At 65.5% G+C, this 23175-nt stretch carries 22 protein-coding genes and 1 pseudogene; 5 read left to right on the top strand and 18 right to left on the bottom strand.

The features are described from left to right. Position 1 precedes the first annotated feature (1 nt). The 14 genes from lepB to IB257_RS16095 form a co-directional block, all read right to left on the bottom strand. Entirely contained in the window at positions 2–886 is an 885-nt protein-coding gene (gene lepB / locus IB257_RS16030; protein ID WP_054450625.1) for a signal peptidase I, read from the bottom strand. A gap of 22 nt (positions 887–908) precedes the next feature. Then, the gene (gene lepA / locus IB257_RS16035; RefSeq protein WP_054450623.1) at positions 909–2702 is read right to left on the bottom strand and encodes a translation elongation factor 4; all 1794 of its coding nucleotides are present in this window, start codon (positions 2700–2702) and stop codon (positions 909–911) included. A 199-nt stretch (positions 2703–2901) separates the two neighbouring features. Beyond that, positions 2902–4395, bottom strand: a complete 1494-nt coding sequence (locus IB257_RS16040) for a DegQ family serine endoprotease (protein ID WP_192492568.1) — start codon at positions 4393–4395, stop codon at positions 2902–2904. 40 nt (positions 4396–4435) lie between these two features. Next, the gene (locus tag IB257_RS16045; RefSeq protein ID WP_054450619.1) at positions 4436–5518 is read right to left on the bottom strand and encodes a MucB/RseB C-terminal domain-containing protein; all 1083 of its coding nucleotides are present in this window, start codon (positions 5516–5518) and stop codon (positions 4436–4438) included. After that, positions 5518–6024: a sigma-E factor negative regulatory protein gene (locus tag IB257_RS16050; protein WP_054450617.1), complete on the bottom strand. Its 507-nt coding sequence runs from the start codon at positions 6022–6024 to the stop codon at positions 5518–5520. The genes IB257_RS16045 and IB257_RS16050 overlap by 1 nt, the downstream gene beginning before the upstream one ends. Positions 6025–6036: 12 nt before the next feature. Further along, complete coding sequence (gene rpoE / locus IB257_RS16055) at positions 6037–6636, bottom strand: RNA polymerase sigma factor RpoE (RefSeq protein WP_006389292.1); 600 nt, start codon at positions 6634–6636, stop codon at positions 6037–6039. 492 nt (positions 6637–7128) lie between these two features. Then, entirely contained in the window at positions 7129–8358 is a 1230-nt protein-coding gene (gene fabF / locus IB257_RS16060; protein ID WP_054450616.1) for a beta-ketoacyl-ACP synthase II, read from the bottom strand. Between the two features lie 192 nt (positions 8359–8550). Beyond that, positions 8551–8790, bottom strand: a complete 240-nt coding sequence (gene acpP / locus IB257_RS16065) for an acyl carrier protein (protein WP_003813816.1) — start codon at positions 8788–8790, stop codon at positions 8551–8553. Positions 8791–9005: 215 nt separating this feature from the next. Then, a complete protein-coding gene (gene fabG, locus IB257_RS16070; protein ID WP_059374778.1) occupies positions 9006–9758 on the bottom strand; it encodes a 3-oxoacyl-ACP reductase FabG in 753 nt (250 codons plus the stop codon). A 4-nt stretch (positions 9759–9762) separates the two neighbouring features. After that, entirely contained in the window at positions 9763–10698 is a 936-nt protein-coding gene (gene fabD / locus IB257_RS16075) for an ACP S-malonyltransferase (RefSeq protein WP_054450614.1), read from the bottom strand. Positions 10699–10796: 98 nt separating this feature from the next. Further along, a complete protein-coding gene (locus IB257_RS16080) occupies positions 10797–11783 on the bottom strand; it encodes a beta-ketoacyl-ACP synthase III (RefSeq protein WP_054450612.1) in 987 nt (328 codons plus the stop codon). Then, complete coding sequence (plsX, locus tag IB257_RS16085; RefSeq protein ID WP_054450609.1) at positions 11783–12850, bottom strand: phosphate acyltransferase PlsX; 1068 nt, start codon at positions 12848–12850, stop codon at positions 11783–11785. Before plsX ends, IB257_RS16080 begins: the two co-directional genes overlap by 1 nt. Before the next feature lie 59 nt (positions 12851–12909). Beyond that, a complete protein-coding gene (gene rpmF, locus IB257_RS16090; protein ID WP_013392223.1) occupies positions 12910–13092 on the bottom strand; it encodes a 50S ribosomal protein L32 in 183 nt (60 codons plus the stop codon). Positions 13093–13144: 52 nt separating this feature from the next. Further along, on the bottom strand, positions 13145–13693 hold the full coding sequence (locus tag IB257_RS16095; RefSeq protein ID WP_225588990.1) for a DUF177 domain-containing protein: 549 nt from the start codon (positions 13691–13693) through the stop codon (positions 13145–13147). 241 nt (positions 13694–13934) lie between these two features. On the opposite strand from IB257_RS16095, the gene IB257_RS16100 reads away from it, so the two are divergent. The 3 genes from IB257_RS16100 to IB257_RS16110 are packed head-to-tail and all read left to right on the top strand — an operon-like array spanning position 13935 to position 16033. After that, the gene (locus IB257_RS16100; RefSeq protein WP_192492569.1) at positions 13935–14537 is read left to right on the top strand and encodes a Maf-like protein; all 603 of its coding nucleotides are present in this window, start codon (positions 13935–13937) and stop codon (positions 14535–14537) included. Beyond that, positions 14534–15244: an SAM-dependent methyltransferase gene (locus IB257_RS16105; RefSeq protein WP_119450973.1), complete on the top strand. Its 711-nt coding sequence runs from the start codon at positions 14534–14536 to the stop codon at positions 15242–15244. Before IB257_RS16100 ends, IB257_RS16105 begins: the two co-directional genes overlap by 4 nt. A 3-nt stretch (positions 15245–15247) precedes the next feature. Further along, positions 15248–16033 carry an N-acetylmuramoyl-L-alanine amidase gene (locus IB257_RS16110; RefSeq protein ID WP_175181237.1) on the top strand — a complete coding sequence of 262 codons (786 nt, stop codon included), beginning with the start codon at positions 15248–15250 and terminating at the stop codon, positions 16031–16033. Between the two features lie 12 nt (positions 16034–16045). Here IB257_RS16110 and msrQ read toward each other — a convergent pair whose 3' ends face one another. The 4 genes from msrQ to IB257_RS16130 all read right to left on the bottom strand — a co-directional run bounded on the left by msrQ (position 16046) and on the right by IB257_RS16130 (position 19466). Continuing rightward, positions 16046–16696 (bottom strand): protein-methionine-sulfoxide reductase heme-binding subunit MsrQ, encoded by a 651-nt coding sequence (gene msrQ, locus IB257_RS16115; protein WP_192492570.1) that lies wholly within the window; start codon positions 16694–16696, stop codon positions 16046–16048. Positions 16697–16705: 9 nt separating this feature from the next. Next, positions 16706–17668, bottom strand: coding sequence for a protein-methionine-sulfoxide reductase catalytic subunit MsrP (gene msrP, locus IB257_RS16120; protein WP_175161954.1), 963 nt, complete (start codon positions 17666–17668; stop codon positions 16706–16708). A 182-nt stretch (positions 17669–17850) separates the two neighbouring features. Further along, positions 17851–18501 (bottom strand): HAD family hydrolase, encoded by a 651-nt coding sequence (locus IB257_RS16125; RefSeq protein WP_054450595.1) that lies wholly within the window; start codon positions 18499–18501, stop codon positions 17851–17853. Positions 18502–18503: 2 nt separating this feature from the next. Next, positions 18504–19466 (bottom strand): RluA family pseudouridine synthase, encoded by a 963-nt coding sequence (locus IB257_RS16130; RefSeq protein ID WP_175181235.1) that lies wholly within the window; start codon positions 19464–19466, stop codon positions 18504–18506. A gap of 501 nt (positions 19467–19967) precedes the next feature. Here IB257_RS16130 and IB257_RS31855 point away from each other — a divergent pair. Both IB257_RS31855 and IB257_RS16135 read left to right on the top strand, forming a co-directional pair. Then, a pseudogene (locus tag IB257_RS31855) lies at positions 19968–20015 on the top strand (hypothetical protein); the annotation flags it as partial. After that, positions 19999–23055: an Rne/Rng family ribonuclease gene (locus IB257_RS16135; RefSeq protein ID WP_225589015.1), complete on the top strand. Its 3057-nt coding sequence runs from the start codon at positions 19999–20001 to the stop codon at positions 23053–23055. The pseudogene IB257_RS31855 and the gene IB257_RS16135, both read left to right, overlap by 17 nt. Positions 23056–23175: the final 120 nt, after the last annotated feature.

Genomic DNA, 23175 nt, shown 5'->3' on the forward strand with positions numbered 1-23175 from the left:
ATCAGTTGAACCGGCCGATGCGGCTGAGATCGCTGAAATTCATCCAGATGAAGAACGCGCGGCCGACGATATTGGCTTCCGGTACGAAGCCCCAGTATCGGCTGTCGGCGCTGTTATCCCGATTATCGCCCATGGCGAAAAACTGCCCCTCGGGTACTTTGCAGCGTACCCCATTACGGCTGTATTGGCAGTTCTGGCGGTTGGGAAATTGCCACATCGGGCCATACTCCTGCGGCTTGCCCTCATCCAGCAGGATTTTGTGCTCAACGTCGCCCAACTTCTCTTTATATTGCGCAATATATGACACACGATCCGGCTCGAAGTAGTCGCCGTCGCGCTCATGCGGCACCAATTCGCCGTTGATGTAGAGCTTTTTGTCCAGGTAGGCGACCTCGTCGCCCGGCAGGCCGACCACGCGCTTGATGTAGTCAACGTCCGGATCCACGGGGTAGCGGAACACGAACACGTCGCCGCGCTGGGGCTTGCCCACCTCGATGATCTTCTTGTCGATGACCGGCAGGCGCAGGCCGTAGCTGAACTTGTTCACCAGGATCAGATCGCCCGATTGCAGGGTCGGCAGCATCGAGCCCGACGGAATGCGGAACGGCTCGACCACGAACGAGCGCAGCATGAACACGAACAGGATGACGGGGAAGAAGCTGACGGCGTATTCGATCCACCACGGCATGCGGCGCGCGGCGTCGCCGGCTTCGCGGCGCAGGCGCTCGGCTTCCTGGGCGTCGCCGACCAGGGCCGTATCGTATTGCGCCATTGCCGCCTGGGCCCGGCGTTCGCGGCCCTTGCGCAGCACTGCCAGATCAAGCACCCAGATAATGCCGGTCAACACCAGCAAAACAAAAAGAATCAGGGCAAAGTTCCAACTCATCAGCTAACCGCCTTTTCGGGTTCTATTTGTCTTCCACTTGCAGGATGGCCAGGAACGCCTCCTGCGGAATTTCCACGCTACCCACCTGCTTCATGCGCTTCTTGCCGGCCTTCTGCTTTTCCAGCAGCTTCTTCTTGCGCGAGATGTCGCCGCCGTAGCACTTGGCCAGCACGTTCTTGCGCAGCGCCTTGACGTTTTCACGCGCGATGATTTCGGCGCCGATGGCGGCCTGGATCACCACGTCGAACATCTGGCGCGGAATCAGGCCGCGCATGCGCGTGACCACGTCGCGGGCGCGATGGCGCGCGTTGCTGCGGTGGACGATCACGGCCAGCGCGTCGACGCGGTCGTTGTTGATCAGCAGGTCCACGCGCACCACGTCGGCCGAGCGGTACTCCAGGAACTCGTAGTCCATCGAAGCGTAGCCGCGCGACACCGACTTCAGCTTGTCGAAGAAGTCCAGCACGATCTCGGCCAGCGGGATCTCGTACACCAGGTGCACCTGGCGGCCGTGGTAGCTCATGTTGACCTGCACGCCGCGCTTGTTATTGCACAGCGTCATGACAGGACCCACGTAGTCCTGCGGCATGAACAGCGTGACCTTCACGATGGGTTCGCGGATGTCGGCGATCTTGCCGATTTCCGGCATGCGCGACGGGCTTTCCACGGTGATCACGGAACCGTCGCGCTGTTCGACCTCGTACACCACCGACGGCGCGGTGGTGATGATGTCCATGTCGAATTCGCGCTCCAGGCGCTCCTGCACGATTTCCATGTGCAAAAGACCCAGGAAGCCGCAACGGAAGCCGAAGCCCAGCGCCTGCGACACTTCCGGCTCGAACATCAGCGCGGCGTCGTTCAGCTTGAGCTTTTCAAGCGAATCGCGCAGCTGGTCGTATTCGGAGCTTTCCACGGGGTACAGGCCCGCGAACACCTGCGGCTTCACTTCCTTGAAGCCGGGCAGCGGTTCGGCTGCAGGCTTGTTGGCCAACGTGACGGTATCGCCCACCTTGGCGTCTTCCAGCTGCTTGATGCCGGCGATGATGAAGCCCACTTCGCCCGCCGACAGATGCGGACGCTGTTGCGACTTCGGCGTGAACACGCCGGTCTGCTCGCAAAGGTGGGTGGCGCCGGACGCCATCAGCAGGATCTTGTCCTTGGGCTTGAGCACGCCGTTGATGATGCGCACCAGCATCACCACGCCCACGTAGTTGTCGAACCACGAATCGATGATGAGGGCCTGCAGCGGCGCGTCGGGATCGCCCTTGGGCGGCGGCACGCGGGCCACGACCATTTCCAGGATCTCGTCGATGCCCATGCCGGTCTTGGCGCTGGCCAGCACCGCCTGCGAGGCGTCGATGCCGATCACATCCTCGACTTCCTGGCGGGCGCTGTCGGGATCAGCCTGCGGCAGGTCCATCTTGTTCAGCACGGGCAGCACTTCCACGCCCAGCTCGATGGCGGTGTAGCAGTTGGCCACGGTCTGCGCTTCCACGCCCTGCGAAGCGTCCACCACCAGCAGCGCGCCTTCGCAGGCCGACAGGGAGCGGCTGACTTCATACGAGAAGTCCACGTGCCCCGGGGTGTCGATCAGGTTCAGGTTGTAGACCTTGCCGTCCTGCGCCTTGTAGTGCAGGGCCGCGGTCTGGGCCTTGATGGTGATGCCGCGCTCGCGTTCGATTTCCATGGAATCGAGGACCTGCGCCGACATCTCGCGATCCGCCAATCCGCCGCAGCGCTGGATCAGGCGATCGGCCAGGGTCGATTTGCCGTGATCGATGTGGGCAATGATGGAGAAGTTGCGAATATGCTGCATGCTTGAAGTTATAAGGGACGGAACACTCGGCACTGGGCCGGAAGACACCGCCGCCGGAATACGCACGGCTGACGAGGAGGGTGCCAACGGGCCTGGCCCGGGCAAAACAAGGGGGCGCCATGCGCCCCCTCTTGCGGCAACCAGGCATTTTAGCCGGTCTTGCGCCTTTTTTCTGCGGACTCGGAAGACGGGCCCGGCATTACTTCGATGCCGGCACCGCCACCCACTGCGTCTGGTCGCCGCGGCGCACCAGCAGCCCTGCGGCGCGGCCCTTGTCCAGCTTGGCCACGAGTTCGCCGAACTGCTTGGCGCCCGTGACGTCGGTGTCGTTCAGGGCCAACACGATGTCGCCTTCCTGCAGGCCGGCCTTGGCCGCAGCGCCTTCGGCCACCTTGACCTGGACGCCGCCCTTGATGCGCAGCTTCTTCTGCACGTCGGCCGGCACGTCGACCACGCCCAGACCCAGCGCATTGGTGACTTCCGGGACTGGCGGCGCGCCCTTCTTGCTGGCGCCCGCGGCCTTCTCGGTCGGGATCTCGCCCACCTTGACCGTCAGCGTCAGGTTCTTGCCCTTGCGCCACACTTCCATGTCGGCGCGCGTGCCCGGCTTGGTTTCGCCCACGATGCGGGGCAGGTCGGACCAACGCTTGATGGGTTCGCCGTTGAACTTGAGGATCACGTCGCCCGGCTGCACGCCTGCCTGCTCGGCAGGACCATCGGCTTCCACGCTGCTGACCAGCGCGCCTTCGGCCTTGGGCAGGCCGATGGCTTCGGCCACGTCCTTGCCCACTTCGCCGATCTGCACGCCGACGCGGCCGCGCGTGACCTTGCCGGTAGCGCGCAACTGGTCCACCACGCGCATGGCTTCGTCGATCGGAATGGCCAGCGAAATGCCCATGAAGCCGCCGCTGCGCGAAATGATCTGGGAATTGATGCCCACCACCTCGCCTTGCAGGTTGATCAGCGGACCGCCCGAGTTGCCCGGGTTGACCGCCACGTCGGTCTGGATGAACGGCAGGTATTCGCCGGTATCGCGGCCGATGGCGCTGACGATGCCGGAGGTCACGGTGGAATCCAGGCCGAACGGCGAACCGATGGCCAGCACCCACTGCCCCTTCTTCAGCTTCTTGGGATCGCCGATCACCAGCGGGGTCATGGTCATGTCCTTGGCTTCGATCTTGATCAGCGCCACGTCGGTGCGCTCGTCCGTGCCGATGACCTTGGCCTTGAACTCGCGGCCGTCGGTCAGCGTGACGTAGATGTCCGTCGCGTCCACCACCACGTGGTTGTTGGTCAGGATGTAGCCGTCATCGGAAATGAAGAAGCCGGAACCCACGCCGCGCGGCACGGTGCGCTCTTCGGGCTGGGATGGCTGCGGACGCTGACGCGGCGAGGGGCCGGGCTGAGCGCCGCCGCCGGGCGGCTGAAATTCGGGGCCGAAGAACCAGCGGAACAGTTCATAGGGATCATTGCCGCCGCCGGGGCCCATGCCGCGCACCGGCACCGTGGCCGTGGTGCGGATGTTGACGACCGCGGGGTCGGCCTTTTCGACAATGCTAGTGAAATCAGGCAGCGTCACCGTCGGCGCCTGGGCGACGGCGGCAGGCACATAGGCGCCGGCCAACATGACGCTGGCCGCGGCCGCCACCAGAAAGCGCCGGAAAAAAGCATTCGACACTGTCATTGCTTTCATAAGTGTTACTCCGAAATTGCTGCTTGCCACACCCGGCCGATCACTTGGACTCGGCCCCGGGGGCTGCTGCCGCAGGCGCGGCGGGCACATATTCAGTGGCTTGCGCCAGCTGCTCCAGCGTCGCGATGGGCACTTCGCCCACGGCGGTCAGCCAGAAATCAGCGATGCGCGTGCCATAGACCGTGATCGCCCCGCGCTGCGCGGCGCCGTGGGGAGGACGGTGGCCGCGCTGGCTGTCGTAGGGTTCGATGAACACGGAAATGGCCGCCAGTCCGTCGGACAATACCATCTGGTTGACCGTAATGCCCTTCCCCATCGAACGGGCCACCTGCATGACGGCCTTGAAGCCCTTGGGCGCCGGGATGCGCCACCCCTGGGCAGCCAGATCCACCGGTTTCATCGAGGGTTCCAGCACCTTCCAGTCGCGCGTGCTCCAGCGCGAGCTCAGCAACTGGGGATCGACTTCCGAGCCCAGCCGCAGCGAGGTGAAGGACACCTGCTCGACCACGCCGCGGGCGGCGTTCAGCGTCTGGGCCTTGAGCAGCAGATTGGTTTCGACGTCCGCGCACAGCCGGTAGCCGTAGCGCAGCTTGTCCAGCGGCTCGATCGTGATCAGGCGGCATTCGCGCCCGGCCACGCGGTGCAGCGCGGACTCGGCGTGGATCTTGTAGTGCTCGGACAGGTTGGCCGCGTCGCCCAGCAGCAGACCGGGGAAGCGGTCGCCTCGGCGGCGCTCCAGCAACACGGTCTTGCGCTCGGGCAGCAGACACTGCACGTCTTCGTTGTGACGCAGGTACTCGCGGGGCTGGCCGTCGAGGATTTCCAGGCGTTCGCGTTCACCGGTGCCGTCCACCACGTGCACCAGGCGCGAAGACTGGATCGTTTCGCCCTGCTGGTACATGAAGACGCCCGCGTAGTCCTGCTTGCGGGCGGCTTGTTGGATGCGGGTCAGCAGCTGGACCACGTCATCGGTGACGGCGGGCGCGGCATCGGCCGCGCGCGCGGGTTCGTGCGCAGCCAGGAAAGCGGTCAAAAGCGTGGCGGCAAACCAGCCGGCGCGGTGGGCCTGCAGCGTGGCGGCCCGGCCCAGCACCGGCCAGCGCGATGGAAGCACCAACGCCATCAGCGCCCCACCCCGGTGTCAAAGGACACCTGACGCACGGCGCTCGGGCCAGCCATCTGGCGATGCGCTTCCAGGTAGTCGCGCAAGCCCGAATCGTCGGCAGCCGCGGCGGGCGAGCTGGCATCGGCCAGTACCCGGACTTCGGTCGCCGGTTCGCCGGTCAGGTAAGGCTGCGCCACCCAGGCGACGGTCGCCACGGCAGCGGCCACCGCCAGGCCGGACAGGCCGACCCGCAATGGCGAGCGGCGCCGAGGCGCCGCAACAATGGGCAATTCCGCGTCCAGCGCCCGTGCCAGGCGGGCCTGGAAGGCCGCGCTGGGGGTCAGCGCCAGATCGGCGTTGCGCAGGGAATCACCGATCAGATGATAGGTGTCCCAGGTCTCGCGCCCCTCGCGGGACAACAAGCCGGGAAAGATGTCGTCGGATTCCTCTCCGTCCATCCAGGCGGAAACCGACTCCTCCCAGGAGGACTCGGCGATCACAACGGATTTGGCTGCTGTTTGCATGACTGCCACTCCTTACCAGCGACGCTCGGCATCGGTGCCTAGCAACGGACGCAACTTGGTGGCGATGGCTTCACGCGCACGAAAAATGCGGGAACGCACCGTACCTATCGGGCAATCCATGCTCTGGGCGATGTCTTCGTAACTCATACCTTCGATTTCACGCAGGACAATTGCGGTACGCAATTCTTCCGGCAATTCCTCAATAGCCGCGTTCACCGTCTCGGCGATTTCGCGGCTGGCGACCATGGATTCCGGCGTGCTTATATCGGTTAGGTTGTCGGTTTCGTTAAAAGTTTCACCGTCTTCCGTTTCTATCGCATTGGGCGCGCTGGGACGCCGGCCCTGCGAGGCCAGCCAGTTGCGCGCCGTGTTGATGGCGATCCGGTACAACCAGGTGTAAAAGGCGCTCTCCCCACGGAATTGGGGCAAGGCGCGGTAGGCCTTGATGAAAGCCTCCTGGGCCACGTCCTCGATTTCCGCGGGGTCGCGGATCATGCGGGCCAGCAGACGGAGAATCTTGCGCTGGTACTTGAGCACCAGCAGGTCGAAAGCCTTCTTGTCGCCCCGCTGGACGCGCGCGACAAGCTCGGCGTCGACTTCGCGCTCGCTCATGACGCCTCCCGCAGGCTGGGCGCCGGACGGGCAGGCCGCGCCGCGCCGGCCAGCAGGCACAGGCGCCGCCAGGACTCGGGGCGCAACGTCCGCTGCCAGACGGTGAGGGTGATTGTGCTGTTGGTAAAGGCCGTACTCCCGGTGGACAAGGGCTGCAAAGTGAGCGTCAGCCAGCGGGGACCACGCTGTTCTCGCAACAGCCTTGCGTCCTGCCAGCCTTGCGGCAGGCGTACCTGCCAGCTCCCTGCCCCGGCTGCCGCGCGCAACGCGGATACGGGGGACAGGCTGCTCCGTGCCGAGTGTAACAGCCCGGCCAGCACAAGCAGGAGCGCAATCGCCGCGCCCGCTGCCCATGCCATGCCGTGCCAGGACGCCGCCGTCAGCACGCTGGCGCCAGCCGCGGCCAGCGCCAGGCCAAAAAGCGCCGTGGCGCTTCCTGGCCGCCTGACGGGCACGCGAAACGCCCAGCGTTCCCCGAGCGCCTCTTCCAAATCAGACCCGGCGAACGGCCATCGAGCCGTTGGTGCCGCCGAAGCCGAACGAGTTGGACAGGCCGACATCGATCTTCATCTGCCGCGCCTCATTGGCGCAGTAATCCAGATCGCATTCCGGATCTTGATTGAAGATGTTGATCGTGGGCGGCGACACCTGGTTGTAGACCGCCAGGGTGGTGAACACCGCCTCGATACCACCGGCCGCGCCAAGCAGGTGCCCGGTCATGGACTTGGTCGAATTGACCACCAGCTTCTTGGCGTGATCGCCGAAAGCCAGCTTCAAGGCGTCGGTTTCGTTCTTGTCGCCCAGGGGCGTCGAGGTGCCATGCGCGTTGACGTACTGCACGTCTTCGAGGTTCAGGCCGCCGTTGCGCAGCGCATTCACGATGCCGCGACGCGGACCGTCCTTGTCTGGAGCCGTGATGTGGTGCGCATCGGAACTCATGCCGTAGCCCACGAACTCGCCGTAGATGCGCGCGCCGCGCTTCTTGGCGTGTTCGTACTCTTCCAGCACCAGTACGCCCGCACCCTCGCCCAGTACGAAGCCGTCACGATCGCGGTCCCAGGGACGCGAAGCCGTCTGAGGATCGTCATTGCGGGTCGACAAGGCGCGCATCGCGGCAAAACCGCCGATGCCCAGCGGCGACACGGTGGACTCGGCGCCGCCGGCAACCATGACGTCGGCATCGCCGTACTCGATCAGACGCGCAGCGTCGCCGATGCAATGCAGGCCGGTGGTGCAGGCCGACACGACTGCGTAGCTCGGACCCTTCATGCCATATGCGATGGACAAATGACCGGAGATCAGGTTGATCAGCGAACCCGGCACGAAGAACGGCGAAATGCGGCGCGGACCCTTGGCCAGGTATTCAACCTGCGTTTCCTCGATACGCGGCAGACCGCCGATGCCCGAGCCCACGATCACGCCGATGCGTTCCGCGTTGGCTTCGGTGACTTCCAGGCCGCTGTCGCGCCATGCCTGCATCCCGGCGGCCAGGCCGTAATGGATGAAGGTATCCATCTGGCGGGCTTCCTTGGCCGAGATATAGGTGCTGATGTCGAAGTCTTTGACTTCGCCGGCAATATGCGTGGTGATGGCCGAGGGATCGAAACGGGTGATGCGGCTGATGCCAGAACGTCCGTTGACGATATTGTCCCAAGCGGTGGTCAAGTCGTTCCCGACGGGAGAAACGATACCCAGGCCAGTGATGACGACACGTCGCTTCACGGATGACTCCTCAAACAGACAAAAGAAAGGCGGTTTTCGGGATGCGCTGCACGTGCGGCCCACGCGAAAGCGGGTCGGGCATTACTACGCCCTTCCCGCATGCGGACCGCACGGCAAATTCCTGAAACCGCCCCGATTTTCCGGCTGGCTGCGACGGACGTCGCGAGGCAACCAGAAGGGTAAAAGCCCAGCTTACTGCTTGCCGTGCGAATTGATGTAGTCAATCGCTTGTTGCACGGTCGTGATCTTTTCGGCCTCTTCGTCGGGGATCTCGGTCTCGAATTCGTCTTCGAGCGCCATGACCAGTTCGACCATGTCGAGCGAATCGGCACCGAGGTCGTCAAGGAAGGAGGATTCGTTCTTGATCTCGGCTTCGTTGACGCCAAGTTGTTCAGCGACGATCTTCTTGACGCGCTGTTCGATGCTTTCCATGCAGATCTCCAATTGGGAAAAATCCCGCGAATTATAGCCAAGCGCGGAGTTTTGCGACGCCTGGCCGTGACAAAAATAACACCGCGCACTTGATCTGTCGCCGGGAATGGCGCAGGAAACCGGTGTGCGGCGTTTCCGGTTGAACCTCGCGTTGCCTCGCCGTTTGTGCCCGGCGGCGGCATGGCGGAACTGGCCGCCTACGCGCGATTCGTGACTTATTGCATGTACATCCCGCCGTTGACGTGCAGGGTGGTGCCGGTAATGTAACCCGCCTGCGGCCCGGACAAAAACGCCACGGCGTGGGCGATGTCGGCAGGCGAACCCAGGCGGCCCAGCGGAATCTGCTGCAGCAAGGCCGCAGTCTGATTTTCGCCCAGCGCGCGCGTCATGTCGGTATCGATGAAACCGGGCGCGACGCAGTTCACGGTGATGTTGCGGCTGCCCAGTTCACGCGCCAGGGCGCGCGACATGCCTGCCACGCCGGCCTTGGCCGCGGCGTAGTTGGCCTGGCCCGGGTTGCCGCTGGAACCCACCACGGACGTGACGTTGATGATGCGTCCCCAGCGGGCCTTCATCATGCTGCGCAGCACGGCGCGCGACAGGCGGAAAACCGAAGCCAGGTTGGTATCGATGACAGCCGACCAGTCCTCATCCTTCATGCGCATCGCCAGCGTATCACGGGTGATGCCTGCGTTATTGACGAGGATGTGGGGACCGCCGCCCTCCTTGCCCAGCGCGTCGATCAGCGCATCGCAGGCAGCGGCGTCGGTCACGTCCAGCACCACGCCGCGGCCGCCCAGGGGCGCCAGCGCTTCGGTGATGGCGGCAGCGCCCGATTCGGACGTGGCGGTGCCGACGACGGTGGCGCCGCGCGCAGCCAGTTCCTGGGCGATGGCGCGGCCAATGCCACGCGTGGCGCCGGTCACCAGCGCGATCTTGCCCTGCAGTTCGATCGAGGTGTTGTCCATGTTCTTAATTTCCGTTGACGGCGGCCAACGCTGCTTCAAGCGAAGCAGGATCGGTAATGGCCATGCCCGTGAGTTCGGGATCGATGCGCTTGGTCAGGCCGGCCAGCACCTTGCCGGGACCGCATTCGATGACGTGCGTGACGCCTTGCGCCTTCATCGCGCGCAGGGTTTCGACCCAGCGCACAGGATGCCATGCCTGGCGCACCAGCGCATCCCGGATTGCATCGGGTTCGACAGGCGAAGCCACGTCGACGTTGTTGATCACTTGCACCTGCGGCGCGGACACGGTCACGCCGGCCAGCGCGCCGGCCAGCACGTCTGCGGCGGGCTTGAGCAGGCTGGAGTGGAACGGCGCGGACACCGGCAGCAGCAGCGCGCGCTTGGCGCCTGCGGCCTTGGCCAGTTCGCAAGCGCGTTCGACCGCGGCCTTGTGGCCTGCGATCACGACCTGCGCGGGCGCGTTGAAGTTCACGGCCTCGACAACCTCGCCCTGGGCGGCGGCTTCGCAGGCCGCGCGCACGGCGTCGTCGTCCAGCCCCAGGATGGCGGCCATGGCGCCGGTGCCTACCGGCACGGCGGCCTGCATGGCGTCGGCGCGCACGCGCACCAGGCGCACGGCATCTTCAAGCGCGAGCGAGCCCGCGGCCGTCAGCGCGGCGTATTCGCCCAGGCTGTGGCCGGCCACGACGTCGGGCTTGCGGCCGCCAGCAGCGCACCAGGCCGCGTAGAACGCAGCGCCAGCGGTCAGCATGGCGGGCTGGGTGTTGGTGGTCAGGTTGAGCTGTTCCGCAGGGCCTTGCGCGATCAGCGCGCCCAGGTCCTGACCCAGCGCCTGCGAGGCGCGCGCCACGGTGTCCGTGACGGCCGCGACGCCGGACCAGGCGTCCAGCATGCCGACAGCTTGGGAACCTTGGCCAGGAAAGACAAAAGCGATTTTCATGTTTGACCGTTTGGATTGATTCAGTGTCTGTGTGGAATGCCAGGCACATCGTTCCGGCGGCCGCGGCGCCGAGCGCCACGCCGCGCCGGAGCGCGCCCTTACATGCGGGCCAGTACCGAGCCCCAGGTGAATCCGCCGCCCACGCCTTGCATCAGGATCAACTGGCCCGGCTTGACGCGGCCGTCGCGGCGCGCGGCATCCAGGGCCAGCGGCACGCTGGCTGCAGAGGTGTTGGCGTGGCTGTCGACGGTGACGACGACCTTCTCGACCGGCACGGCAAGCTTGCGCGCCAGGAAATTCAGGATGCGCACGTTGGCCTGGTGCGGGATCAGCCAATCGACGTCGGCGATCTCGACGCCCGCTTCGGCGCAGGTGTCGCGCGCGGAACGGTCCAGCACGGTAACGGCCTGCTTGAACACGGCCTGCCCGTCCATGCGCAGGAACGGATCGCCGGTCACGTCGCCATAGGCTACGTTGCCCGCAGCGTTCAGGATCTTGGCCTGGCTGCCGTCGGCGTGCAGTTGCGCGGCCAGGATGCCAGGCTTGTCGGAAGCCTTGAGCACCACGGCGCCGGCGCCGTCGCCGAACAGCACGCAGGTGGAGCGGTCGTTCCAGTCCAGGATGCGCGAGAAGACTTCAGCGCCGATGACCAGCGCGCAACGCGCACGGCCGGCACGGATGAAGCTGTCGGCGGTGGTCATCGCATAGACGAAACCGCTGCACACGGCCTGCACGTCGAATGCCGCCGAACCCTTGGCGCCGATATTGGACTGCACGATGCAGGCGGTGCTCGGAAACACGAAGTCCGGCGTCGACGTGGCCAGGACGATCAGGTCGACCTCGGAGGCGTCCACGCCGGCATCGGCAAGCGCGCGGCGCGAGGCCTCGGTCGCCAGGACGCTGGTGGTCACGCCGCGCTCGGCCAGATGGCGCTGGCGGATGCCGGTGCGCTCGACGATCCATTCGTCGGAGGTGGCGATGTCGCGCGTCGCCAGCTCCGCCGCCAGTTCGTCATTCGAAACCACGCGTTCCGGCAGGAAGCTGCCGGTGCCCGCGATCACGGAATATTTCATTGCGGTATCCATCAAGCGGTGTCCCCAGCCACGTTTGGCGACGACACCGAGGGGCCTTCGCCAGATTGAACGCGCTTGGTAATCTGAGCGACCGTCTCAGCGGTGCGCTCCAGCAGTTTACTCACTACGGCTTCACGGGCGCGCTGCAACGCAAATCCATAGGCGTAGACGTCCGCGGAACCATGGCTCTTGATGACCACGCCGCGCAAGCCCAGCAGCGCGGCGCCGTTATAGCGCCGGTTGTCGACGCGGGTGCGCAGGCGGTTGAGCACCGGCTTGGCCACCGCGCCAGCCAGCAGCGTGATCAGATTGCGTTTGAACTCTTCGCGAATGACGCTGGACAACATCTTCGCCAGCCCTTCGACGGACTTGAGCACGACGTTGCCGACGAAACCGTCGCAGACGACGACGTCGACCGTGCCTTTGAATATGTCATTGCCTTCCACGTTGCCGTAGAAGTTGAGCGGGCTGCTGCGCAGGAGCTCGGCGGCTTCCTTGACGACTTCGTTGCCCTTGATGACCTCTTCGCCGATGTTGAGCAGGCCCACCGAGGGGCGCTCGCGATGGTCCACCGCCTGCGACAGCGCGGCGCCCATGATGGCGAATTGAAGTAGATGCTCGGCCGTGCAGTCCACATTCGCGCCCAGGTCCAGCACCGTGGTGGCGCGGCCCGTCTGGTTCGGAATGGACGTGGCGATCGCGGGGCGGTCTATGCCGTCCAGCGTCTTGAGCACATAGCGTGAAATGGCCATCCACGCGCCGGTATTGCCCGCGGAAACGCAGGCGTCGGCGCGCCCGTCCTTGACGGACTGGGCGGCCAGGCGCATGGAGGAGTCTTTTTTGCGGCGCAGGGCGACCTCGACCGGGTCGTCCATGGTGACGACTTCGGAAGCCGCCACGATCTCAATGCGATCACGCGCCACGCCGCGGTGCTCGGAGAGCGCCGCTTCGATGGCGTCGGGAAGCCCGACCAGCAATAGCCGGGTATCCGGAAATTGCCGGGCGAACTCGATCGCAGCCGGAATCGTGACGGGCAGACCGAAGTCTCCGCCCATACAGTCTATGGCGATGCGTATCACGGGTGCCAGGTATCAGCGCTCAGCCGAAATGGTCCGAGTACGAGTTCGGCCCGGGGGCCTTATTCGTCGGCCTTGGTCTTCAGGACCTTGCGGCCGCGGTAGAAGCCGTTGGGGCTGATGTGGTGACGCAGATGCGCTTCGCCCGTGTTGGGTTCGATCGCGGTCGGCGGGTTCACCAGAAAATCGTGCGAGCGGTGCATACCGCGCTTGGACGGGGACTTCTTGTTTTGTTGAACGGCCATGATGACTCCTAGAAACGGGGCGCATTGTACGCGATGCGGCCCGATGTTGATCTCAATCTTTGTGCTTCAGTTGTTCCAGCACCGCAAACGGCGACGGACGCTTGACAGCGGGCTCCTCGGGAGAAGCTTCGCCGACCTTGGCCAGCGCGCCCGGGCATACATCATGCTTGGGCACATACGGAACGCTCAGAATGAGCTCATCTTCGATCTGGGCCAGCAGATCAAAATGATGCGAACCCACCACCTTTTCAGGCAGGTTGGACACAAAACCATTTCCTTCTTCGTCCTCGTCGTCCTCGCCGGATGGATCCCCGTAGGAAGCATCGTCGTCGAGATCGGCTTCGGACTTGACCAGCTGCAAAAGGACTTCGCTGTCGATCGGATACACGAACGGCTCGTTGCACCGTTGGCACACCAGCACCGGATTCGCCTGCACATGGATATGCAGTAGCGGCCGGCCCATCAGCAGGCCGGTTCTACCCATTTCGCCGCGCACGGACCACGTCACGAGTCCGGCATCGCCCTGCGGTTGTTCGGGCAGCCCGTCAACCACGCGCGTAAGCCGCACAAGAGGTATGGTTCCTTGCGCTTCCTTGCCCATCTGGGCAAATGCGTATGCATCGATGCGCTTGATGTTCAGTCCTTTGCATTCGCGGGGCTGTTCACAGAGCCCGAACTCGCGGGTTTAAAACCCCGGGGGTTTAAACCCCGGAAAACCCAGAACCCATGATTTTGCCGAGACCGCCAAGCTTCGCCACCGGCTTGCTCGCGCGCCCATTCATGCAAAAATCCCGCAAAACGTTAGATAATACTGTGACTTACGCCTTAACGTCAAATATCGCATGCCTTCCAAGCCCAGCCTGATCCTCGCGTCCAGCTCGCGTTACCGCAAAGAACTGCTGTCCCGCCTGCGCCTGCCTTTCACGGCGATTTCCCCCGATGTAGACGAAACGCCACACTCCGGCGAAACGCCCGAAGCCCTGGCGCTGCGCCTGTCCGTGGCCAAGGCCATGGCGGTCGCGGCCAATTACCCCGGCAGCATCGTGATCGGCTCGGACCAGGTGGCCACCATCGACGGACAGCCCATCGGCAAACCGGGGGATTTCCCGCGCGCATTGGCGCAATTGCGGGCCCTGTCGGGTCAAATCGTGGAATTTCACAGCGCCTTGGCGGTCACGGACGGCCAGCGGGTGGAAAAAGCCGACATCGTCACGCGCTGCCGTTTCCGCCAGTTGCCGGACCGCGCGATCGAAGCCTATCTGCGCGCCGAAGAACCCTACGATACCGCAGGCAGCGCCAAGGCGGAAAGCCTGGGCATCGCCCTGATGGAAAGCATCCAGAGCGACGACCCCACCGCCATCATCGGGCTGCCGCTGATCGCACTGACCGGCATGCTGGCGCAGTTCGGCCTGGATCCGCTGGACGCCCCCGGAGCATCCGCATGAGCGGCGCGCTGCACCTGATCCCGGTCGGCCTGGGTGAAGCCCCGCCCGAGCGCTGGCTCCCCGCCGAGGTCCGCACCCTGGCAGGCCAGCTGGACACCTACATCGCCGAAAACGCCAAGACCGCGCGCGCCTTCCTCAAGCTGATCGGCACAACCCGGCCACTGCAGGAAATCACCATCCACACCCTGAACGACAAGGTAGACGCCGCCCAGATCAAGGCCTGGCTGGAACCGGCGCTCAAGGGCGCGGAAATCGGCCTGGTCTCCGAGGCGGGCTGCCCCGCGGTCGCGGACCCGGGCGCCAAGGTCGCGGACGCCGCGCACCGCCTGGGCATCACGGTAAAACCCTGGGTCGGCCCCTCTTCCATCCTGCTGGGCCTGATGGCCAGCGGACTGGACGGCCAGCGCTTTGCCTTCCATGGCTACGCGCCGGTGGACCCCGCGGAACGCGCCAAGCAGCTGCGCGCCTGGGAGCAGCACTCGGCCAAGCACAACCAGACCCAACTGCTGATCGAGACCCCCTATCGCAACGCCGCCATGTTCGCCACGCTGCTGGCCAGCCTGAAGGGCGACACCAAGCTGTGCGTGGCGCGCTCGGTCACGACCGCCGACGAATGGATCGTCACCCGCAGCGTGGCCGACTGGAAAAAGCAGCCGGCGCCCCAGCTCGACAAGCTGCCGACGCTATTCCTCTTCCTGGCGCGCTGATCCATGCGCCGCCTATTCCTTGTGCCGCTTGCCGCGGCCATCCTGGCGGGATGCGCCGCGCGCGGCCCCGCCGGCCTGGACCTGGACACCTCGATCACCGCGGTCAGCCAGGCCAGCCGGGTACGCAGCATCGTGCTGCACTACACCAGCGTGGACAACGCCCGTTCCATGGAATTGCTCTCCAAGGGCAAGGTCAGTTCGCACTATCTGGTTAACGACGCCGGCCGCGTCTACCGGCTGGTCGACGAGAACCGCGCCGCCTGGCATGCCGGCGCCAGCTCCTGGTATGGCAACATCGCCATGAACAGCACGTCCATCGGCATAGAAATCGTCAACCCAGGCTGGACGGAGGGCTCTGACGGCAAGCCTGTCTGGCATCCGTACAACGACCAGCAATTGCGCGCACTGACCATATTGCTGCGCGATATTGCGCAACGGCATGGCGTCACGCCCGAGAACATCGTGGGCCACAGCGACATCGCGCCCCAGCGCAAGGTGGATCCCGGCCCTCTTTTCCCGTGGAAGACGTTGGCCGAGGCGGGAATCGGGCGCTGGTACGACGAGACCGGAGCCGCCGAACACCTCGCGCGCCTTCAGGTCCAGGGCATCCCGGATGTCGCATGGTTCCAGAAACAGCTGGCACGGTTGGGCTATGCGTGTCCACAGGACGGCACACTGAGCCCGGCCACCATCGGCGCGCTGGCAGCCTTTCAGATGCACTACCGGCCGACACTGTACGACGGCCAGCCGGACGCGGAGACTGCCGCCATCATGCTGGCGATGCTGTAGGGACGCGCAGCGCTACCGCCTGCCGCGCAACCAGGCGACCAGCCGCCAGCCCAGCAACAAGGCCAGCACGACGGCGTACAAGGCGGGCTGCGTCAGGTCGTTCTTGCCGGCCTTGTGCCACCAATAATGCAGCACCGCCAGCAGGCCGATGGCATAGATGGCGCGGTGCAGGCTTTGCCAGCGCTTGCCCAGCTTGCGCATGGCCCACTGCGTGGAGGTAGCCGCCAGAGCGGCCATCAGCACGAACGCCGCAAATCCCACCATGATGAAGGGGCGTTCGCCGATATCGCGCAGCATGCCCGCCGGATCGAAGCCGCGATCCCACCAGACCCAGGCCATGAAGTGCATGGATCCATAGAAAAACGCGAACAAACCGCACATGCGCCGCAGACGCACCAATGCCGGCTGGCCAGTCAGCCGGCGCAGCGGCGTGATGGCCAGGGTCACGAGCAGGCAGACCAGGGTCCAGGTGCCCGATGAACGGGTCAGGAACTCGACCGGGTTCGCCGTCAGCCCGTTATTCACGCCCAGCCAGATCCAACGCGCGAACGGCGCCAGCCCCAGCAGGAACAGGAACGGTTTGAAGCGCCCCACAGTCTTGGCGGAAAGCTGGGTCTTGCGCGGCGGCGTGGCCGGAGCCACCTGCGGAGTGCCGTCAGGCATGGAATCGCCTCAGTAGTTCGCCTTCAGGTCCATCCCCTGGTAGAGCGACGCCACCTGTTCGGCATAACCGTTGAACATCAAGGTCTTGCGCTTGGGGGAGAACAGCCCGTCCTCGCCAATGCGGCGTTCCGTGGCCTGGCTCCAGCGCGGATGAGGCACCTCGGGATTCACATTGGCGTAAAAGCCGTACTCCTGGGGCGCGGCCTTGATCCACGACGACACGGGCGGCTTTTCGACCAGGCGGATCTTGACCAGGGACTTGGCCGACTTGAAACCATACTTCCAGGGCACCGCCAACCTGAGCGGCGCGCCGTTCTGGTTCGGCAGCACCTTTCCGTAGACGCCGAACACCAGCATGGCCAGGGGATTCATGGCTTCGTCGATGCGCAGGCCCTCCACATAAGGCCATTCCAGGATCGCGGCGCGCACGCCCGGCATGTTCTCGCGCTGCACGGCGGTGACGAATTCCACGTACTTGGCATTGCCCGTGGGTTCGACCTGCTTGAGCAGCGCCGACAGCGAATAGCCCATCCACGGAATCACCATGGACCAGCCCTCGACGCAGCGCAGCCGGTAGACGCGTTCTTCCATCGGCGCCAGCTTGAGCAGCTCTTCGATGGAAAAGGTGCGCGGCTTGCCGGCTTCGCCCTCGACGCTCACGCTCCAGGGGCGTGTCTGCAATTTGCCGGCATTGGCGGCCGGATCGCCCTTATCCACGCCGAACTCGTAGTAGTTGTTGTAGGAGGTGACGTCGGCCAGCGTCGTCTGCTTGTCCATGACGCTCAAGGCGGGGTTGAGCTTGCCCGGCAGAACGCCGGCCTCCTGGGCGTGCGCGCTGCGCATGGCCCACCCCGGCAGGCCTGCGGCGGCCGCGACCAGCCCCGCGCGCAGCATCAGTTCGCGGCGCGAACGCCAGACGTCCTCGGAGGTGATCTCGGACGGAAGAATATCGTCGGGCTTGCGTATCAACATCATGGTCTCCGGTGTAGCGCCCGCAGGATCATGGACGCGCCCTGCGCAAGCCATGGACGCCGCGCCGCCCCATGATATTCCGCGGCAGCCGGCGCTTGCGGGTATTTCCTATAGACCCGCGCGTACGGCGGGCGTTCCGCGCCCGGACTGCGCACGCCCGGAGAATCCCGGGCGCCAGGTCGCTAGATACGAGGCAGCAGCCATTCGCGCACCTTCGGCACGCTGTCGAGCACCGCCTGGGGCGAACAACCCTCAAGTTCCTTCAGGGTATGTGCGCCATAGGTCACCCCCAGGCCATGCACGCCGGCATTGATCGCCATCTGCAGGTCGTGCGAGGTGTCACCCACCATCACGACGCGGTCCGGATCCACGTCCAGCTCCTGCATCAGCTCGTGCAGCATCGCCGGATGCGGCTTGCTGAAAGTTTCGTCGGCGGTGCGCGTGGCATCGAACAGCGGCCCCAGGCCGGTCGCGGCCAGCGCGCGGGTCAGGCCCACGCGGCTCTTGCCGGTAGCCACCGCCAGGCGCACGTTCTGCCCGGCCAGTTCGGCCAAGAGTTCCTGCACGCCCTCGAACAGGCGCAATTCCGGATCACGCAGCAGATAGTGCGTGCGGTAGCGCTCCAGGAAGCGCGGCAGCATCGCCTGCGTCAGTTCCGGCACCGCGCGGCGCAGGGCGCTTTCCAGGGACAGGCCTATCACCCAGCTGGCATCGGATGCCGAAGGCACCGCCAGCTCCAGGTCGCGGCAGGCGCCCTGGATGGCGGCCACGATGCTGTGCGTGGAATCCATCAGGGTGCCATCCCAGTCAAAAACGACCAGCGAATACGACATAATCAGACCGACTCCAGTTGTTTCAGTATTTTCCGGCAAGCTGGGGGCAGCTCGGCGGTAAGCGTCAGGGACTCGCCCGTCACCGGGTGGGCCAGGGTCAATTGGTGGGCGTGCAGGAACATCCTGCCAAAACCCATGCGCGCGAACTGCGCCCGTACTTCGTCGTGGCCGTACTTGTCGTCGCCCACGATGGGGAAGCCGCTGGCGGCCAGGTGCACCCGGATCTGATGGGTGCGACCGGTACGCAATTCGGCGTCGACCAGACTATAGCCACCAAAACGCTGCTTGAGCGTGACGATGGTGTGCGCCGACTGGCCGTCCGGATCGACCTTGACCCGGCGCTCGCCGGACTGGGTGGTCCACTTGGACAGCCCCAGCTTGATGTGCTGGCGGTCATTGACCCAATCGCCCTCGACCAGGGCCAGGTAATGTTTGTCCCCTTTTCCTTCGCGCAGCATGGCGTGCAACGCCAGCAGGGCGCTGCGCTTCTTGGCCACCATCAAGAGACCCGAGGTCTCCCGGTCCAGGCGATGGACCAGTTCCAGGAACTTGGCGCCGGGCCGGGCCGCCCGCAGCTGTTCGATCACGCCGAAGGACACGCCGCTGCCGCCATGGACCGCCACGCCGGCGGGCTTGTCCACGACAAGCAACGCCTCGTCCTCGAACACCACGGGGAATTCGGCGCCAGGCACCGGCCGGGGCTTGCCCGGGTCGGGCAGCCGCAGTGGCGGAACGCGGACCACGTCGCCCTCGGCGACGCGGTAGTCGGCCGAAGTGCGTCCCTTGTTTACCCGCACTTCGCCGCCGCGTATGGCCTTGTAGATATGGGTTTTGGGGACGCCCTTGCACAGGCGCGCAAGGTAGTTGTCCAGACGCTGGCCGGCATGCTCGGCATCGACTTCCACCATCCGGACGGCAGGGGGAGCTTTAGAGAGGGAAAGCGAGGGGGAAGTTTCTTTGCGCATTGCGAAAAGCGACATATAATCGGGACAGCCTAAAGGGGCTGAACTAGCCGCCTGACGTAGAGATGCAACGTTACGCAACTCCGTCGAGCGCGCGGGCCGCCATTGTACTGCCTGCTCATTCAACCCCCGGGGTCATTTGGTCGCCGGCGCAACCGCGCCCTGCCGGATAGTGGTGTGGCATTCATTTTGCCCGCTGTCCCAGCAGGTCCGTTGCATGCCGCAAGCGGCTCTGAAGCACCGCAAGAATCGTCGCATATTTAAAGCACCAGCTGCGCGTGGGCAACCAATCCGACCGCAACTGCCGTTCACAGCACTTTTCCGTCAAACCACATTCAGTGAAGCTGACCCTCCTGCTGACAGAACCCCGAGCCCCACGGCTCGACGTGCCCGCCTGACCCGCGGCGGATACGCCTGGGCGCCGCCCAGGTACGGTCCGCAACTCTTGCCCGCTTCAGCCCGCAGCCCGAGTGACCCGAGGTCACGCGCCGATATCGGCGCGTCATGACAACGGAGAACCCCTCTCATGAAGCGCATGCTGTTCAATGCGACGCATCAGGAAGAATTACGCGTCGCTATCGTCGATGGGCAAAAACTCATCGACCTCGACATCGAGACTGCCGGCCGCGAACAACGCAAAGGCAATATCTACAAAGGTGTCATCACCCGGATCGAACCCGGCCTCGAAGCTTGCTTCGTCAACTACGGTGAAGACCGTCACGGTTTCCTGCCTTTCAAGGAAGTGGCCCGCAGCTACTTCAAGGAAGGCGTGGACGTCCGCAGCGCCCGCATCCAGGACGCCCTGCGCGAAGGCCAGGAACTGATCGTCCAGGTTGAAAAGGAAGAGCGCGGCAACAAGGGCGCCGCCTTGACCACGTTCATCTCGCTGGCCGGCCGCTACCTGGTCCTGATGCCCAACAATCCCCGTGGCGGTGGCGTTTCGCGCCGCGTCGAGGGCGAGGACCGCCAGGAACTGCGCGACACGATGGAGCAGCTCGATCTGCCCCAGGGCATGAGCATCATCGCCCGCACCGCCGGCATCGGCCGCAACGTCGAAGAGCTCCAGTGGGACCTGTCCTACCTGTTGCAGCTCTGGACCGCGATCGACGGCGCCGCGCGCGACAACTCCGCGCCGATCCTGATCTACCTGGAATCCAGCCTGGTCATCCGGGCCATCCGCGACTACTTCTCCCCGGAAATCGGCGAGATCCTCATCGATACCGACGAGATCGCCGACCAGGCCACGGCTTTCATGAGCGTGGTGATGCCGGACAACGTCCAGCGCGTCAAACGCTACCGCGACGATATCCCCCTCTTCTCCCGTTTCCAGATCGAACACCAGATCGAAACGGCGTACTCGCGCACGGTCACGCTGCCCTCGGGCGGCGCCATCGTCATCGACCACACCGAAGCCCTGGTTTCCGTGGACGTCAACTCGGCCCGCTCCACGCGCGGCGCCGACATCGAGGAAACCGCGCTGCGCACCAACTCGGAAGCAGCCGATGAAGTGGCCCGCCAGTTGCGCCTGCGCGACCTGGGCGGCCTGATCGTCATCGACTTCATCGACATGGAGGACAGCAAGAACCAGCGCGCCGTCGAACAGCGCCTGCGTGACGCCCTCCACTTCGACCGCGCCCGCGTCCAGATGGGCAAGATTTCGCGCTTCGGCCTGATGGAACTGTCGCGCCAGCGCCTGCGTCCCGCCCTGAACGAAGGCTCGCACATCACCTGCCCGCGCTGCAACGGCACCGGCGTGATCCGCGACGCCGAGTCCAGCGCCCTGCATGTGCTGCGCCTGCTGCAGGAAGAGGCCATGAAGGAAAACACCGCCGCCGTGCACGCCCAAGTGCCGGTCGACGTTGCGACCTACCTGCTGAACGAAAAGCGCGCCGACATCACCAAGATGGAAGCCCGCCTCAAGGTCAACCTGATGCTGATCCCCAACAAGCATCTGGAAACGCCGCACCACCACATCGAGCGCCTGCGCCACGACGATCCGCGCCTGGAAGAACTGAAGACCAGCTTCGAACTGGTTGAAGCCCCGGCCACGGACGCCCCCTGGCAGCCGCGCGAGCACGAAATCAAGTCGCGTCCGGAAGCGCTGGTCAAGGGCATCACGCCCTCGCAGCCCGCTCCGGTTTCGACCCCGGCTCCCGCTGCGCCGGCTCCCGCGCCGGCAGCAACCGGCGGCCTGGGCGGCCTGTTCAAGCGCCTGTTCGGGTGGCTGGGCGGCAGCTCCGAAGCGGCCAAGCCCGCTCCCGCTGCCCAGGAAGACAGCGCCAAGCGCGCCAGCTCCGGCCGCGGCAAGGGCCGCAGCAGCCATGACGGCCAGGAACGCCGTGGAGAACGCCATGGTTCGGACCGCAACCGCAACCGCCGCGGCGAATCCCGCGGCGAAGGCGCCGAGGGCAGCGAAGGCGGCCGCCACCACGTCCGCGGCAACCGCCGCGCCGAGGGCGAGCGCCAGGAACGCGGCGACCGCAACAACCGCAACGACGCCCGTGGCGAACGCGACACCCAGGCTGCGCAAGCTGCCCTGGCGTCCAACCGCCCCGAGCAAGCCGTGGAAGCTGGCGGCGAGGACAGCGGCGCCGGCCGCAACCGCCGCCGCGGCCGTGGCCGCAATCGCCGCGAGGAAGGCCAGTCCGACGCCCCGATGAGCGAACAGGAAAGCATGGTCGCCGCCCTGGCGCAGACGGTCGCCACCGCCCTGCCCGAAACCAAACCGGCTCCTGAAGCCGCCGCGGTGACCGCCGAGGCCGGCGAAGCCGAAGCCGTGCTCGAACAGACCGCCGATGGCGTACCCGCCGTGGAAGGCGCCGAAGGCGCCGCCGATCCCGAGCGCAAGCGCCGCCGCCGCCGCAGCCGCCGTGGCCGCCGCAGCCAGGAAGAAGCTGGCTTGGCCGGCAGCGACGACCAGCAGGAAGATGGCGCCGACGACGACAGCATCGAACAGTCGGAAGAAGCCGCTGCCCAGCCCGCCGTGACCGCTGCGCAAACCGAGGAACCTGCCGCACATGTCCAGGCCGCTCCGGCGCAAGCCCAGCAGCCCGAAACCACGACAGCCGAGCCCGTCCAGGTTGCCGCTGCTCCGGTTGAAACCCAGCCGGCTGCGCCCGTGCAGGCCCAAGCCGAGCAAGCCGTCGAACCCGTGGACCAGCCCGTGCAGACGGCTGCCGCCGAAGTGACCCAGCCGGTGTCCGTGCAGGCCGCGAGCGAGGTTTCCGCCCCCGCAGCGACCGAGCCGGCGCCGGTGGAAGCCGCCGCCGTCGAACCCGTGGTTGCTCCCGCCCCGGCACCGGTCGCCCCGGTTGCTCCGGCCGCGCCTGTCGCACAGGAAGCGGCTGCCGCGACGCCCGCAGCCAGCCAGCCCATCGTGGTGCCGGCTGTCGCCCCGTCGGCCAAGGCCCAGGCCCTACACGACGTGGTGAATGCCGCCGGCCTGCAGTGGGTGGAGACCGATCCGGACCGCCACGCCCAGACCCAGCTGCGTATCGCCGCTGCGCACACGCCGGTCCGCCTGGGCCGCGAGCGCAAGCCGGTCGCGCCCGTTTCCAACGAGCCGCTGGTTCAGGTCGAAACGCGCCACTAAACCGCAGGCCCGCAAGGGCTTGCGACTGGCAGCACATCGCACCCCGTACGCTGGATACCGATCCAGCGTACGGGGTGTTTTTCATGGTGGGTCCGCAGGCCAGCGACGCCCCGCGCGATT

Source organism: Achromobacter sp. ACM03 (assembly GCF_014851665.1).
GTDB classification, from domain to species: domain Bacteria; phylum Pseudomonadota; class Gammaproteobacteria; order Burkholderiales; family Burkholderiaceae_B; genus Achromobacter; species Achromobacter aegrifaciens.

Excerpts from the sequence above, each read along its gene's own strand:
- IB257_RS16045 (WP_054450619.1), bottom strand. The coding sequence starts at position 5,518 with ATGGCGTTGGTGCTTCCATCGCGCTGGCCGGTGCTGGGCCGGGCCGCC.
- IB257_RS16100 (WP_192492569.1), top strand. The coding sequence starts at position 13,935 with ATGCCTTCCAAGCCCAGCCTGATCCTCGCGTCCAGCTCGCGTTACCGC.
- IB257_RS16125 (WP_054450595.1), bottom strand. The coding sequence starts at position 18,501 with ATGTCGTATTCGCTGGTCGTTTTTGACTGGGATGGCACCCTGATGGAT.
- IB257_RS16105 (WP_119450973.1), top strand. The coding sequence starts at position 14,534 with ATGAGCGGCGCGCTGCACCTGATCCCGGTCGGCCTGGGTGAAGCCCCG.
- IB257_RS16130 (WP_175181235.1), bottom strand. The coding sequence starts at position 19,466 with ATGCGCAAAGAAACTTCCCCCTCGCTTTCCCTCTCTAAAGCTCCCCCT.
- fabG (WP_059374778.1), bottom strand. The coding sequence starts at position 9,758 with ATGGACAACACCTCGATCGAACTGCAGGGCAAGATCGCGCTGGTGACC.
- lepA (WP_054450623.1), bottom strand. The coding sequence starts at position 2,702 with ATGCAGCATATTCGCAACTTCTCCATCATTGCCCACATCGATCACGGC.
- acpP (WP_003813816.1), bottom strand. The coding sequence starts at position 8,790 with ATGGAAAGCATCGAACAGCGCGTCAAGAAGATCGTCGCTGAACAACTT.
- IB257_RS16095 (WP_225588990.1), bottom strand. The coding sequence starts at position 13,693 with ATGGGCAAGGAAGCGCAAGGAACCATACCTCTTGTGCGGCTTACGCGC.
- rpoE (WP_006389292.1), bottom strand. The coding sequence starts at position 6,636 with ATGAGCGAGCGCGAAGTCGACGCCGAGCTTGTCGCGCGCGTCCAGCGG.
- IB257_RS16040 (WP_192492568.1), bottom strand. The coding sequence starts at position 4,395 with ATGAAAGCAATGACAGTGTCGAATGCTTTTTTCCGGCGCTTTCTGGTG.
- IB257_RS16110 (WP_175181237.1), top strand. The coding sequence starts at position 15,248 with ATGCGCCGCCTATTCCTTGTGCCGCTTGCCGCGGCCATCCTGGCGGGA.
- msrP (WP_175161954.1), bottom strand. The coding sequence starts at position 17,668 with ATGTTGATACGCAAGCCCGACGATATTCTTCCGTCCGAGATCACCTCC.
- rpmF (WP_013392223.1), bottom strand. The coding sequence starts at position 13,092 with ATGGCCGTTCAACAAAACAAGAAGTCCCCGTCCAAGCGCGGTATGCAC.
- IB257_RS16135 (WP_225589015.1), top strand. The coding sequence starts at position 19,999 with ATGCTGTTCAATGCGACGCATCAGGAAGAATTACGCGTCGCTATCGTC.
- msrQ (WP_192492570.1), bottom strand. The coding sequence starts at position 16,696 with ATGCCTGACGGCACTCCGCAGGTGGCTCCGGCCACGCCGCCGCGCAAG.
- lepB (WP_054450625.1), bottom strand. The coding sequence starts at position 886 with ATGAGTTGGAACTTTGCCCTGATTCTTTTTGTTTTGCTGGTGTTGACC.
- IB257_RS16050 (WP_054450617.1), bottom strand. The coding sequence starts at position 6,024 with ATGCAAACAGCAGCCAAATCCGTTGTGATCGCCGAGTCCTCCTGGGAG.
- fabD (WP_054450614.1), bottom strand. The coding sequence starts at position 10,698 with ATGAAAATCGCTTTTGTCTTTCCTGGCCAAGGTTCCCAAGCTGTCGGC.
- IB257_RS16080 (WP_054450612.1), bottom strand. The coding sequence starts at position 11,783 with ATGGATACCGCAATGAAATATTCCGTGATCGCGGGCACCGGCAGCTTC.